The sequence below is a fragment of the Streptomyces sp. NBC_00193 genome (genome assembly GCF_026342735.1).
Taxonomy (GTDB): domain Bacteria; phylum Actinomycetota; class Actinomycetes; order Streptomycetales; family Streptomycetaceae; genus Streptomyces; species Streptomyces stoeckheimensis.
This window is the reverse complement of sequence record NZ_JAPEMM010000001.1, coordinates 3,834,621-3,847,435: the sequence shown is the minus strand read 5'-3', so window position 1 is coordinate 3,847,435 and position 12,815 is coordinate 3,834,621. Positions and strand designations below refer to the sequence as shown.

Sequence of the window (12,815 nt, the reverse complement as noted above, 5' to 3'; positions counted from 1 at the left end):
GCCCCCGGCGGTCGGGGGCGCGGCTCGGTGTCCTGACGGACCGCTGGTGGGCCCTGCGCTAGCGCAGGGCGTCGGCCACCTCGCGGGCGGCGTCCACGACGCGCGGGCCGACCCGCTCGGGCACGGCGTCGGCCAGCATGACGACGCCCACGCTGCCCTCCAGCCCGGTGATGCCCACCAGGGGTGCAGCAGCGCCGCTGGCGCCCGCTTCGAGCTCCCCGTGGGTGAGCGTGTACCCGGGCTCGATGAGCGTGCCCTGACGGGCGGCCAGGATGGCCCGGCCGGCTGCCCCGCGGTCCAGCGGATGGCGGAAGCCGGGCCGGTAGGCCACGTGGTAGTCGGTCCAGGTCGGCTCGACGACCGCCACGGCGAGCGCTTCGGTTCCGTCCACGAGGGTCAGGTGCGCGGTGGCGCCTATGTCCTCGGCGAGGGAGCGCAGCGCGGGCAGCGCGGCCTCGCGCACGAGCGGGTGCACCTGGCGGCCCAGGCGCAGCACCCCGAGCCCGACGCGGGCGCGGCCGCCGAGGTCGCGGCGGACCAGGGCGTGCTGTTCGAGGGTGGCCAGGAGGCGGTAGACCACGGTGCGGTTCACACCGAGGCGGTTGGAGAGCTCGGTGACGGTCAGACCGTGGTCGGTGTCGGCGAGCAGTTTGAGAACTCGGAGTCCTCGGTCGAGAGTCTGGGAGGTTTCCGCGGTCACGACGCCTCTCCCTCTTTCGGTGGGCGGCGGTGACTCTCTGGGGATAGCGCCGCCGGTCCCTCGGCGACGCACGGAGAGGCCGCCGGTAGCGGCCATGGCACCGGCTGCGCTCCCGCGGCGGCGCTGCCACGGGGCGTTCGATGCCGGGACACTAGCGAGCGGGTTCGCTCAGCGGAAGGGCTCGTCCAGAATCCGGGCGCCTACTGCCGTTTTATGCCGGTTGAAAACGCGCATCGCCGCCAATTCGTGACCTTCGGCCTCTGGCCCCGGCGCGTGTTCCCGGGCTGTCCCGCGCGGCCCCGCAGGGCCTCCCACCACGGGTGCGGCGCCACCGCTACGACGGCCCGGGCGGGCGGGAACCGTACAAATGTCCCCCCGCCGCCCGCGCCGTATTCCGTAGGAAATCACCGCATCCGGGTGGCCCACTCCTGGACCTTCTTGATCCGCTCGCGCAGCTGTCCCGCCGTGGCTTCCGCGCTCGGCGGTCCGCCGCACACGCGGCGCAGTTCGGTGTGGAGCACCCCGTGCGGCTTGCCGCTCTGGTGGACGTACGCACCGACCATCGTGTTGAGCGACTTCCGCAGCTCCAGCAGTTCCTTGTGGGAGACCACGGGGCGCCGGTCGGCCGGCAGCTCCAGCAGGTCCGCCTCCGAGTCGGGCTTGCGCTTGCTGTGCGCGATCTGCCGCGACTGCCGCTTCTGGAGCAGCATCTGCACCTGGTCGGGCTCCAGCAGCCCGGGGATGCCGAGGTAGTCCTGCTCCTCCTCGCTCCCCGGATGCGCCTGCATGCCGAACTCGGCGCCGTCGTACAGCACCCGGTCGAAGACGGCGTCGGACTCCAGCGCCTCGAAGGACATCTGTTCCTCGTCGCCGGTGTCCTCGTCCTCCTGCTTGTTCGCCTCCTCCATCTCCTTCTCGGAGTCGGCGTACGGGTCTTCCTCGCCCTGCTTCTTCGGCTTGTCGAGGACGTGGTCGCGCTCGACTTCCATCTCGTTGGCGAAGCCCAGCAGGTAGGGAATGGTCGGCAGGAACACCGAGGCCGTCTCGCCGCGCCGGCGCGAGCGCACGAAGCGCCCGACGGCCTGCGCGAAGAACAGCGGGGTCGAGATGGTGGTGGCGTACACGCCGACCGCCAGTCTCGGCACGTCGACGCCCTCGGACACCATGCGGACGGCGACCATCCAGCGGTCGTTGCTCGCGGCGAACTCGTCGATCCGCTTCGAGGCGCCGGTGTCGTCGGACAGTACGACGGTGGCCTTGGTGCCGGTGATCTCCCGGATCAGCTTGGCGTAGGCGCGCGCGGAGTCCTGGTCGGCGGCGATGACCAGCCCGCCCGCGTCCGGGATGCCCTTCCTGACCTCGGTCAGCCGCTGGTCGGCGGCGCGCAGCACGTTCGGCATCCAGTCGCCGCGCGCGTCGAGGGCCGTGCGCCAGGCCTGCGAGATGGCGTCCTTGGTCATCGGCTCGCCGAGGCGCGCGGCGATCTCGTCGCCCGCCTTGGTGCGCCAGCGCATGTTGCCGCTGTAGGAGAGGAAGATGACGGGCCGCACGACCCCGTCGCCCAAGGCGTTCCCGTAGCCGTAGGTGTAGTCGGCGGAGGACCGCCGAATTCCATCGTTCCCTTCCTCGTAAGCCACGAAAGGAATGGGATTGGTGTCGGACCGGAAAGGCGTACCGGTGAGGGCGAGCCGCCGCGTCGCCGGGTCGAAGGCCTCCAGACAGGCCTCGCCCCACGACTTGGAGTCACCGGCGTGGTGGATCTCATCAAGAATGACAAGGGTCTTGCGCTGCTCGCACCGGTTGCGGTGCAGCATCGGCCGCACGCCGACACCCGCGTACGTGACGGCGACCCCGTGGTAGTCCTTGCTGAGCGGGCCGGCGGAGTAGTCCGGGTCCAGCCGGATCCCTATCCGGGCAGCGGCTTCCGCCCACTGCTTCTTCAGGTGCTCGGTGGGCGCGACGACGGTCACCTGCTGCACCACGTGGTGGTGCAGCAGCCAGGACGCGAGCGTCAGCGCGAAGGTGGTCTTTCCGGCGCCGGGGGTCGCGACGGCGAGGAAGTCGCGCGGCTGGGTCTCCAGGTACCGGTCCAGCGCACCCTGCTGCCAAGCTCGCAGGGCGCTGGCGGTACCCCACGGCGCGCGGCCGGGGAAGGCGGGTGAGAGGTGGTGGGAGGCGGTAGTAGTCACGGTCTCCGGTTCGGGCTCTCGGCGGCGTATCCGTTCCGGGCGTGCATTCCGGGCATCGGTACGGCCAGCGGTACGGGCAGTCGTACGTAGGACAACCGGGCCACCTTACCGGCCCGGGCCCGCCCCTCGCGGAGGGACAGGCCCGTGACCTCGGCGCGTGCGGCGAGCGTCACATTCGCGGGTTCAGCGCGCGCAGCCGCTCCGCGATCCGCCCGGTGTCCCCCTCGTCGCCCGACGCCACGTCGATGACCAGGCCGTACGCCGCGTCCTGATCGACATCACCGAGATCGACTCCGTTGAGGGCGAGGAAGGTGGCGGCGGCGAGCCAGGCGGTGCGCTTGTTCCCGTCGACGAGGGGGTGGTTCGTCGCGATCCCGTGCAGCAGCGCGGCCGCCTGCTCGAAGGTGTCCTCGTACGCCGAAGTCCCGAACATCCGAGCCCGCGGCCGGTGCACGGCCGACTCCAGCAGCCCGGGAGCCCGCAGCTCGACGGGCTGGTCCTGGGCAAGACAGGCGTACTGCGCCAGGTCGAGGACCTCCCGGAGTGTGAGGTGCCGGGTGCCGATTCCGTTCATCGCGCCGCTTCCGTCCACTCCGCCGGTCCCACCGGTTCCGCTCACCCCGCCGGTTCCACCGATCCCGCTGACCCCGCTCACTCTCCGAGCCGCCTCAGCAGCCCGGCATGCCGCCCGGCCAGTCGCAGGGCCTCGCCCCCGGCGCGCTCCCGCTCCCCCTCTACCCAGCCCCGAACGGCGGCCAGTACGGCCTCCTCGACGCTCTGCCCGGTGGCATCGGCCAGATCGGCCAGCTCCGCCCGCTCGGCGTCGGGCATGTCGATGATCAGCTCACTCATCCCCGGATGCTAGCCAGCCCCACCCCGGGCATGCGCCCGGTTAACGACGCCGGCCACACCCCGCACGCGCAGGCCGACGCCGGCCAAATCCAGCCCCGCCGGCGTTTGAGGCGCGGGGTCCGGGGGCTGGCCCCCGGCAGCGGCGCTGCACCCGGCAAGCGACCCTCAGCCCCGCGAGGGCTCCGCATCCAGTCGGGTGGCCACCCACGCCCCCACCAGTGCCACGCAGGCCATCGGCAGGAACACCACGACGAACGCACCGGGGTGCGAAGCCCCGGCCCCCTCCGCCACGGAGTGCGCCGCACCCACCGCTCCCCCGCCCAGCGCGGCGAACGCCGCCCCGCCCGCCGCCAGCAGCACCACATTGGCCAGCGCGTCCGAGATCTGCAGCGAGGCGGAGTTCGCGCCCGCCTCCTCCGGCGCCGACAGCTTCAGCAGCAGCACGCTCGTGGAGCCGATGACGAGCCCCATCCCCAGGCACCCCAGCGCCCACACCAGCGCCAGGGTCCACACCGGCACCCACTCCACGAGCACCGCCGGCGCTCCGGCGATCGACGCGGCGACCATGATCATGCCCAGCACCATCAGCCGTTCCCGGTACGGCGCCACCCGCCCCTGCGACTGCACCCACGAGCCGGCCGCCCACGTCACCCCGCCCAGGGCGAGCGAGAAACCGGCCATCGTCGGGCTCAGCCCCCGCTGGGTGACCAGCATCAGCGGTACGAAGCTCTCCGCCGCGATGAACGACCCCGCAGCCACGCCCCGCAGCAGCACCACCGACGGCAGCCCGCGCCGCGCCAGGTAGGTCCCGCGCGGCAGCAGCCCCAGCACGGCGGGCACCAGCAGGGCCGCCCCCGCGAGCCCCGGCAGCAACGACAGCCAGCGCAGATCCTGCGCGGCGTACTGCAGCAGCCCCGCACCGACCGAGATCCCCAGCGCCAGCCGGATCCGCCGCCGGTCGAACGCCACGGGCGGAGCCTCGGGGTCCACCGGCCCGGAGGCGTTCCGCCGTATCGCGGGCAGCGCCACCGCGAGCGGTACGAAGACCAGCGCGGGTATCCCGAGGAAGACCCAGCGCCACCCGAGGTGCTCGGTGACGGTCCCCGCCGCCAGCGGCCCGACGATCGAGGGCACGACCCAGCTCGCTGCGAAGGCCGCCATGATCGCGGGCCGCAGCCGCTCCTCGTAGGCCCGGCTGACGACCACGTAGAGCGCGACGATGACCAGCCCGCCCCCGAACCCCTGCACGGCCCGCCCGAGCACGAACATCCACATCGCCCCGGCGGTCCCGGAACACACCAGCCCGGCGGCGAAGGACCCGATCCCCACGGTCAGCGGCCGCAGCGGGCCCTGCCGGTCGGCCCACTGCCCGGAGAGCACCATCCCGAAGAGGCTGGTCGTGAAGTAGGCGGAGAAGGCGAAGGCGTAGAGCGCGATCCCGTCCAGCTCCCGGGCCGCCACGGGCATGGCGGTCCCGACGGCGGTGGCCTCGAAGGCGATCAGGAAGATGACGGAGATGATCCCGATGCTGAGCGTCCGGTACGCGGGCCCGAAGATCCCGCCCTTCGGGTGGTCGGGTATCGGTTCGGCCGGTGCAGCAGCTCGCTGGGGGAGGACGCTCATCGCCCCAGAGTAAGGTGCGTACCCCCGTATCGACCCTGTCCTTTCGGCGTATCCCACCTCGGCCCCTGGTCCTAGGCCTGCCGGCCCCCCGACGGCTTGCCACGTCCCGGACGACCGGCCTGCGCCAGCTTCGCCCCCATGAACTCGTTGGCACAGATATACGACAGAGAGTTCCGTGTGCGCGGACTGCGCCAGCAGGGGTGGGGCCGGGGACTGCTGGCCACGGCCGCCCTCATCTGGCTGTGGATGGGCTACCTGCTCGTGTTCCCCTTCAGCATCGACCGGGGTGGGGACTCCAAGCCCGTCGAGTGCGAGTCCCGCGCGTTCCACCAGGACAGCAGGACGTTCGCGGTGTCGTACGCCAAAGACGACGGTGAACGCTGTGACGCCGAGCGCGACTGGGGCCCGATACTCGCCGCTCTCCTCCTCTCCCTCCCCCTGGCCTCGGTCGGCACCGGCTTGTACGTATCCGGCGCATCGGCGGTCCGCACCGCCGCCTACGCTGCCGAGATCACTCGCTTGAACGCCACCAAGGAGCTCTGAGCCGGGGGGGCGACCGGGTAGGAGCTGCGAGGCCGGGCCGTAAGGGTCGCGCTCCGCACCCCGGACTGTGAACGCGGCATGGCAGTCGCATTGCACGCCCCGCGTATCCCTTCCCCACCCTCCCGCACCCTCGTACGGTCATACACATCACCACCCAGCCGTGTGCCCGAGTGGTTGAGGGACTCGCCTGCAAAGCGAGTTACGCCGGTTCGATTCCGGTCACGGCTTCTGGACCGAAGGCCGCTCAGGGGAAGGCGCTCCCCCCGAGCGGCCTTCGCCGTGTCCGCGCTACACGCCGCACCGGGTCTGCTCTTTGGCGACTTCCAGGAACTTCTTCATGAGCTCGATGAACAGCGGGCGCCGGTCGGCGGGCTTCATGTGCTCCACGGAGCCGCCGATCCCGAGCTCGAGCTCGAAGGAGTCCGTAGCTCCCTTGCAGGTGAGGGCGACGGTGGCACCCGTGTCCCACACACGCCCCTTGTCTCCGAGTGCGAGCGGCTCCGGCGCAGGCCGGGTCTCACCGGTGTCCGGCCAGAAGAAGCTCTGCCCCAAGGGCTGGCGGGTGGCCGTGACGAGGACCCGTCCTCGACCGTCCACGTAGATGTTGCACGTCGCCCCCCGGCGCTCCGCGTTCAGCCGGACATCGGTCGGCGAGGCGTCCTTCACCTCATCGCCGGGACCCACCAGAGGCTCCAGATCGGATCGGCTGAAGACCCCGAAACAGGAGCGTTCCGGCAGTTTGGCAGCGGCCGACTTCTTCTCTTCCGAACAGCCGGCCAGCGCCGCCACCGCGACCAGTGCCACGGTGACCACGAGCGGGATGCGGGCGTTGCCCATCAGGAGCCTCCGTTCGACGTCGCGACGTGACCCCGGCCGACCGCGTGGGCGTTGGACGTCTCCGTGGATGCCACACCGGCAAGGGCGTCGATGGTCCTCTGACTCATGCCAGTACCTTCCGCGGCTTTGCGCACCGACTGGGCCGCAGACTCGCCGGCCGCCTTTTCTGCGTCCGTGTACTCGATCACCGCCTTGTGATCGACCTCGCCCTTCTTCTCCGCCTGATCCTTCGTCGCTCGCTCCACCACGCCCTCCGTGATGTCCTCCTGGAGCCATTCCACGATGTCTCCGGCCACCGGCACCATTTCCAAGTACTTGCCACCCACCGCGCTGATGCCGCGGTTGATCCACTTGGCGTTGTCCTCGACGCCCTTGACGTACTCCTCGGCCTTGTGGCCGCTCTCCGCGAACGTTCCCTCGGCTCTGGCCTCGGAGAGGATGCCCGCGATCTGGCCGCCGGGATGCACGGCGACCTTGATCGCCGCGTCCACGTCCTCGTACTCGCTCCGGTGCACGATGACGTCGTTGATCAGCGCTGTCGTGAACGCCCGCTGCGAGTTGGTGATCGCCCCGTAGGCATCGGGGTCCTGGCCCACGACCCCGATGAAGGCCGCCATGTCGGCCTTGTGGAACTCGGCCGTCTCGCCGTTCGTCTTGATCGTCCGGCTGCCGTTCTCCGCCGAGACCTGGAGGTCCGGCATGTACTCCGCCGCCATCTGCCCGAAGTGGCCGGACAGGCCATTGAGCGGTCCACCCTTGCCGGGCTCCGCCACGACCAGTTCCGGCTTGTCGCCGATCTTCTCGACGACCCTTTCCATGACGGCCGCCATCTCCTTGGTGTGCGGGACCGGCGGGGCGTCCTCGTCGCCCGGACTGCGGTGGGAGACCGCCACCGTCAGCGCGTCTCCCAGCGCCTGCTGCGCCGGGTGCAGGTCACCCGCCTTCGCGATGTCGAAGCTGTCCATGTAGGGCTTCTTGTCGAGCATGTAGTCGACCATGCCCTGGTCCTTGCCGTGCTGACCGCCGACCGGCTTGTCGTCCTTGGTGACGATGCCGTCGCCGTTCGAGTCCTCGCGGACCGGCTCGTTGAAGAACGCGGTCGCCGCATCCGGGTTGTTGCCCAGCGCCTCCATCAGGCCCGTCAGCGGGTAGAAGCCCCGGCCGCCGCCCCCGCCCTGGTTGAGGACCGAGTCCAGGCCGTACGGGGTGTGGTACTCCCACGCCTTCGGATCCTTGCGGTCCATCGCGACCATGTCGCGGCCGACCGCGGTCAGGAACTCCTTGTCGTACGTCCCTTCGCGTATCAGCGCACCGAGCGCCTGATAGCCGTAGATCGTCGTCACACCGCCGGTGACCTGCATCTCCTTGCGGCCGGCCTTCATCAGCTGGGTCGTCCACGCGGCGTCGAGGTGGTTCGGCACGTCCTTGTGCGTGGCCAGGCCGAGCATCGCGCCCATGTCGCTCTGAATGTTCGCGACCATCAGCGCACGGTCCCTGCCCGGGACGCCGAGGCTCGTGGCGTCCAGAGACATGGTGGCGTACATCTCCAGCGTGCCCTCGGGGCCGACCTTCCGGTAGAAGCCCGTCGCGAACTCCGGGTCCTCACGGTTGTCGTCGAGCAGGTCCTCCAGCTCGCGCAGCGCCTCGGGATTGCGGGCCGTGCCCCCGTCACCGGTGACCTTCTTCATCAGGTCGGCAGCCCGGTCGACCTGCTCGGCATCGAGGGTTTCGTACTTCGGCGCGGTGAAGTTGTTGTCGTCCGTGACATTGGCCTGCAGCGCGCGCACGAGGGAGTCGTCCGCGTCCTGGGCGTCCTCCACGGCCCGGTTGACCCGGTCCTGCCACAGGCCGCGGTTCCTGCGGAGGGTCTCCTGATAGTCCGGGTCGTGCTGGGCGGCGTAACGATCCTGCGGGTCGGCGAGCGGTATGGCCGACACCCGCCCGGTCTCGTCTATGCGGAACCCGGCGGCCGGGGCGTCCGCGACCAGCTTCTTGATCTGCTCCTGGACCGCCTTGAGGGTGGCGTGCCCGTCGGCGAGCAGGAGGTGGATGCCCTTGGCCTGCCGGGCCGCGTCGTCGAACTCCTTGGCCGTCTTGTCGACGAGGGAGCGGGCGACACCCGCGGTGACGCCGCTCCACTGGGCCTTGTCCGACTTGACCTTCATGCCGTTGCGTGCCGACTCCGCCAGCTCGTCCAACTTCTTGACCATCGCGGCCCAGTCGGTGATCGCGGTCTGGAGCGGGCCCAGGGGCGCGTTCATCACGTTCTCGTACGTCAGCACGTGCCCGACACCTTCGTCACTTGAGGAGCTCGTCGATCTTGGAGGCCGTGAAATCGGCGTGCAGCTGTTGCTCTTCCTTGCTGTGCGAGGAGAGGGAGTAGTTCAGGCCGTTGGAGATGTTCGCGCAGGCGGCGACCAGGGTCTTGAGCTGGCTCTCCCAGCGGGTGTTGACCTTGAGCAGGGCCGCGCCGCTGGCGAAGCCCTCGCGCGTGAGCGCGCCGGCCGCCTCGGCGGTGGAGGCGGCGGCGTGCTTGCCGTCGGTGGAGAGCCGGGTGTGGAGCGTGTAGGCCTCGGAGCCGACCTCGCCGATGTGGTCCTGGTTCAGCTCCAGATCGGCGCTGCCGCCACCGGGGCCGGGCGCGGCCGGCACGCTGTTGAGCCGCGTGGAGACGTTTGCGGCGGCGCTCCGGGCCGTGGACCATTCCTCGTCGAACGACATGGCGCGGCCTCCTTCCTTCTGGCTCTGCTGGTGGTGGAGTCCGCCGGTTCAGCGGCTCCGTCGCCGGACGACCACGGCGGTGACGGCTCCACCGATGAGCACACAGGCACCGAGACCGAGCGCGAGCCCGACATAGGGGAGATGACTGCCGCCGACGCCGTCGTCCTTCTTCACATCGGCCTGAGGAGCGGGGGCGGAGCCCTCAGGGCTGGACGAGGAGGGAGCCGAGGGAGCCTTGGTCCCCGTCCCTCCGCCGGCTGCGGCGAGGTCGGGGAGCGGGTAGACGTCCGCGGGACCAGGGTCGCCGGGGGTTGCCACGGCGATACGAGGACGGACGATGCCGTACCCGACGAAGTCACTGCGCGCGGCGCCGTCGGTGGGCTTGCCGGCGGTGTTCATGAGAACCCGGAGCACCTGGTTGTTGGTCCAGTCGGGGTGCGCGGACCAGATCAACGCTGCCGAGGCAGAGGCGAGTGCGGTGGCGTCACTTGTGCCGTGGCTCTTACACACGCCGGTCTTGCCGGAGCATGCCGAGATGATGTCGATGCCCGGGGCCGAGAGATCCACTTGGGAGCCGTGCTGTGATTCCGGAGTCACCTTGCCAGCGGAATCAACAGCGCTGACACCCACCACACCCGGCGTCGCCGCCGGATACATGACCTCGTTTGTCGAGTCCCCATCATTGCCAACACCAGCAAAAATCAACTTCCCCTTGGACAGGGCATACTTGACGGCCTCAAGGCGTGCCGGATCTTCAGCAGATGAAGCCAGGGAGATGTTGATGATCTTCGCTTCCGAGTCTGCCGCATACCGAATCGCCGCAGTCCAGGCCGCATTCTTAACGTCAACAGCTTCCGGCACGCGGATCGGGAGAATCTTGGCACCCGGAGCAAGACCGAACGACCCATCGCCACTGGGATGTTTACCAGTTCCGGCAATCAGGGCAGCAATCGCCGTGCCGTGCTCGTTGGAGTCCGTCCTCTCGTCTCCGGAGTACGTCGTAGCGAAGTCCTTTCCGGGGACCACCTGCCCTTCCAGTTCCGGGATGCGGTTGACACCACCATCGATGACGGCAACCGTGATTCCCTTACCGTTACTCGTCTTCCAGATTTCGTCGGCCTTCATCGAAGTGAGGTGCCACTGCCGCGAACGGATAGTCTCCGCATTTGCCGGGGCCGCGGCGACCCCAGCCAGCAGAAAGCCTGCCAAGGCCGCGGTCGCCCTACGCATACGCATCCCGTGCAACGTCCGCTCCACTCAGTCGATCACCGGCGGAACGACACGAGCATCGCCCTGCCACGTCTCTTCGTCCTCGGCCAGGTAGTCAGGGCGCTCACCCTGCCGGCCATCGCCCCGTCGGCCCGGAGTATGCGCACCAGCGCCGCCGTGGCCCATGGGGCCACCCGCCGGTCCGGCACCTGACCCACCGCGAACCAACCCGGAACCACCCTGCGTGAACGGCTGCCCACCAGCGATTGAGCGACCACCCACAGCCGACTGGCCTCCACCAACGACACCGCCCGGTTCGGTGGCGAGACGACGGCCGGCCATGGACCCGCCGAAACTGCCGTGAGCTCCGCCACCTCCCATACCCATACCGCCACCCATGCCGCGCCCAGCCGCCTGGGCACCCTCAGCACCGATAACCGTGCCACGGGGGATGCTCGCACCCGGCCCACCGGGTGTCACGGGCCGACCGCCAGAGATTCCGCTGTCTCGCGGGGGCAGCCCGGCAACACCGCCCAGCCCGCCCCCCTTCCCACCAATCGCGCCGGGGCCGGGAATGGTCCCACCGGGACCAAAGCCGCCAGGACCGATCCCCCCGATCGGCTTCGGGACGCCACTGCCCGGCGGCAGCGTCAGGGGCGGGACGAACCCACCAGGGTTGACACCCGGACCACCGCCGCCCGGTCCGACCGGACCCGGGGCTCCGGGCACTCCCGGGGCCGGGGGAAGGGTCGGACTCGGCGTGGGACCGATGGTGTCGAGACCCGTGCCAATGTTGCGGTCCGGGGGCACCGGAACGGGGCCCGGTGCCGGACTCGTCGGCGTAAGGCCGCTACCGCCCGGAGACGGCTGCGGGCCGGCGACAGATCCGGAGTCGTGCGATGAACCGCTGGGTCCCACGGGCGTGGGCACACCTGACGAGCCGCCTCCTCCAGTCCCTCCGGCATAGCCTTCGGAACGTGCTACGTCCTCAGACCCGTGGACCTCCGGCGGCACGAACGCCGTCGGAGGCGCCGGAAACGTCGGAATCTCCGCCATCTCCATGCCAGTCGCCGAAGCCTCGTACCCCTGCGCCAGCTTCGTCATCTGCTGGATCGCCAGCTGCCGGTCGCCGCTCAGCTTCGAGTGGGCCTGCTGGCCGATCTGCTGCGCGTCCGGGTCGTTGCGGTACTCGCGGGACGCTTCGAGGTTGGCGGCTGCCGCCGCGTCGTAGGTCGGCATATTGGCCTTGACCTCGATGACGACCTGGCTGGCCTGCGTCAGCTGCTTGCCGCCCTCGGCGCTGTACTCGCTCAGGCGCAGCGTCGCATTGCCCGTGCGGCTGACCCAGTCCTGGAAGGCCGTCGCCGATTCGCCTTCCCAGCCGGTGACCCGGTGGTCCTTGAGGCTTTCGCCGATCTCCTTGATGGTCGCCGCGGCGTCCGTCAGCTGGGCGCCGCGCGTCTTGAGGGTCTCCGCGTTCGCCGAGGCGAGCATGGCCAGCAGCTGCTGGTGCGTGTGGCTCTCGAAGTTCGTCGCCATCAGAAGCCACCGCCCTGCGTCGCACCGGGAGTTGCACCCTGCGAGTCAGAGCTGTGCGGCGGCGGGGCTGCGAGTGGGTCCCGTTCCGGGACGTAATTCTCTTTCGCCTGCTTGCTGATCGCGAGCATCCGCCGCTTCGTGTCCTCGTCCACGCCCCCGAAGCCTCGTCCCGCCGTCTGGATCGCGATGCCCAGTCCCTCGATCTGGTCCGCCAGCCCCTTGGACAGCGCAAGCAACTGCGTGTGCACATTCGAGTAGGCCGTGAACAGCCGCTTGGCCTCCGCGAAGCCCTCGCCGAGGGAGTTCTCCGGGATGGTGCCGTCCGCCAGTTTCTTGTCGCTCGCCGGGGAGCCGACCAGTTTCTCCAGCAGGCCGTCGACCCGCTTCTTGTAGTCGGTCAGCGATTCGTACTCGACCTGGAGCGCGCCCAGAGCCGCCGGCGAGGCCACGCCCACGCCGTAATCCAGCCCGAACACGCCCGGCCCATAGTCCACTGCCACGATGATGGCCTCCCCGACTCCCCGTCGTCCCCGTTCACACCCGCTTCGCGCGGCATTCACACACGCATGTCGCCAGTGTCCACAAACACTCTATCGACAGAG

13 protein-coding genes and 1 tRNA gene are annotated in these 12,815 nt (G+C 70.0%); 2 read left to right on the top strand and 12 right to left on the bottom strand.

Translation table 11 applies throughout. The features are described from left to right. Positions 1-58: 58 nt before the first annotated feature. From OG898_RS17030 to OG898_RS17005, 6 genes are all read right to left on the bottom strand, one after another. The gene (locus OG898_RS17030; RefSeq protein WP_054222485.1) at positions 59-700 is read right to left on the bottom strand and encodes an IclR family transcriptional regulator; all 642 of its coding nucleotides are present in this window, start codon (positions 698-700) and stop codon (positions 59-61) included. A 404-nt stretch (positions 701-1,104) separates the two neighbouring features. Then, positions 1,105-2,889 carry a DEAD/DEAH box helicase gene (locus OG898_RS17025; protein ID WP_266957779.1) on the bottom strand — a complete coding sequence of 595 codons (1,785 nt, stop codon included), beginning with the start codon at positions 2,887-2,889 and terminating at the stop codon, positions 1,105-1,107. Next, complete coding sequence (locus OG898_RS17020) at positions 2,886-3,062, bottom strand: hypothetical protein (RefSeq protein WP_266957777.1); 177 nt, start codon at positions 3,060-3,062, stop codon at positions 2,886-2,888. Before OG898_RS17020 ends, OG898_RS17025 begins: the two co-directional genes overlap by 4 nt. Beyond that, a complete protein-coding gene (locus OG898_RS17015) occupies positions 3,059-3,463 on the bottom strand; it encodes a type II toxin-antitoxin system death-on-curing family toxin (protein ID WP_250741101.1) in 405 nt (134 codons plus the stop codon). The genes OG898_RS17020 and OG898_RS17015 overlap by 4 nt, the downstream gene beginning before the upstream one ends. A 77-nt stretch (positions 3,464-3,540) precedes the next feature. Further along, complete coding sequence (locus OG898_RS17010; protein WP_250741100.1) at positions 3,541-3,741, bottom strand: hypothetical protein; 201 nt, start codon at positions 3,739-3,741, stop codon at positions 3,541-3,543. A 165-nt stretch (positions 3,742-3,906) separates the two neighbouring features. Further along, the gene (locus tag OG898_RS17005; RefSeq protein WP_250741099.1) at positions 3,907-5,364 is read right to left on the bottom strand and encodes an MFS transporter; all 1,458 of its coding nucleotides are present in this window, start codon (positions 5,362-5,364) and stop codon (positions 3,907-3,909) included. A gap of 138 nt (positions 5,365-5,502) precedes the next feature. Between OG898_RS17005 and OG898_RS17000 the strand changes: the two genes are divergently transcribed. Both OG898_RS17000 and OG898_RS16995 read left to right on the top strand, forming a co-directional pair. Further along, complete coding sequence (locus OG898_RS17000) at positions 5,503-5,907, top strand: hypothetical protein (RefSeq protein WP_250741098.1); 405 nt, start codon at positions 5,503-5,505, stop codon at positions 5,905-5,907. Between the two features lie 156 nt (positions 5,908-6,063). After that, a tRNA-Cys gene (locus tag OG898_RS16995) sits at positions 6,064-6,135 on the top strand. Positions 6,136-6,195: 60 nt separating this feature from the next. On the opposite strand, the gene OG898_RS16990 is transcribed toward OG898_RS16995, so the two are convergent. The 6 genes from OG898_RS16990 to OG898_RS16965 all read right to left on the bottom strand — a co-directional run bounded on the left by OG898_RS16990 (position 6,196) and on the right by OG898_RS16965 (position 12,713). Beyond that, positions 6,196-6,744 (bottom strand): hypothetical protein, encoded by a 549-nt coding sequence (locus tag OG898_RS16990; RefSeq protein WP_250741097.1) that lies wholly within the window; start codon positions 6,742-6,744, stop codon positions 6,196-6,198. Beyond that, the gene (locus OG898_RS16985) at positions 6,744-9,026 is read right to left on the bottom strand and encodes a DUF6571 family protein (RefSeq protein ID WP_266957774.1); all 2,283 of its coding nucleotides are present in this window, start codon (positions 9,024-9,026) and stop codon (positions 6,744-6,746) included. The genes OG898_RS16990 and OG898_RS16985 overlap by 1 nt, the downstream gene beginning before the upstream one ends. Before the next feature lie 16 nt (positions 9,027-9,042). Next, a complete protein-coding gene (locus tag OG898_RS16980) occupies positions 9,043-9,465 on the bottom strand; it encodes a hypothetical protein (protein ID WP_250741095.1) in 423 nt (140 codons plus the stop codon). 48 nt (positions 9,466-9,513) lie between these two features. Then, positions 9,514-10,590, bottom strand: coding sequence for a type VII secretion-associated serine protease mycosin (gene mycP, locus OG898_RS16975; RefSeq protein WP_266957772.1), 1,077 nt, complete (start codon positions 10,588-10,590; stop codon positions 9,514-9,516). Positions 10,591-10,722: 132 nt separating this feature from the next. Continuing rightward, positions 10,723-12,213 carry a WXG100 family type VII secretion target gene (locus OG898_RS16970; protein WP_266957770.1) on the bottom strand — a complete coding sequence of 497 codons (1,491 nt, stop codon included), beginning with the start codon at positions 12,211-12,213 and terminating at the stop codon, positions 10,723-10,725. After that, positions 12,213-12,713, bottom strand: a complete 501-nt coding sequence (locus tag OG898_RS16965; RefSeq protein WP_266957768.1) for a hypothetical protein — start codon at positions 12,711-12,713, stop codon at positions 12,213-12,215. Before OG898_RS16965 ends, OG898_RS16970 begins: the two co-directional genes overlap by 1 nt. Between the last annotated feature and the right edge of the window lie 102 nt (positions 12,714-12,815).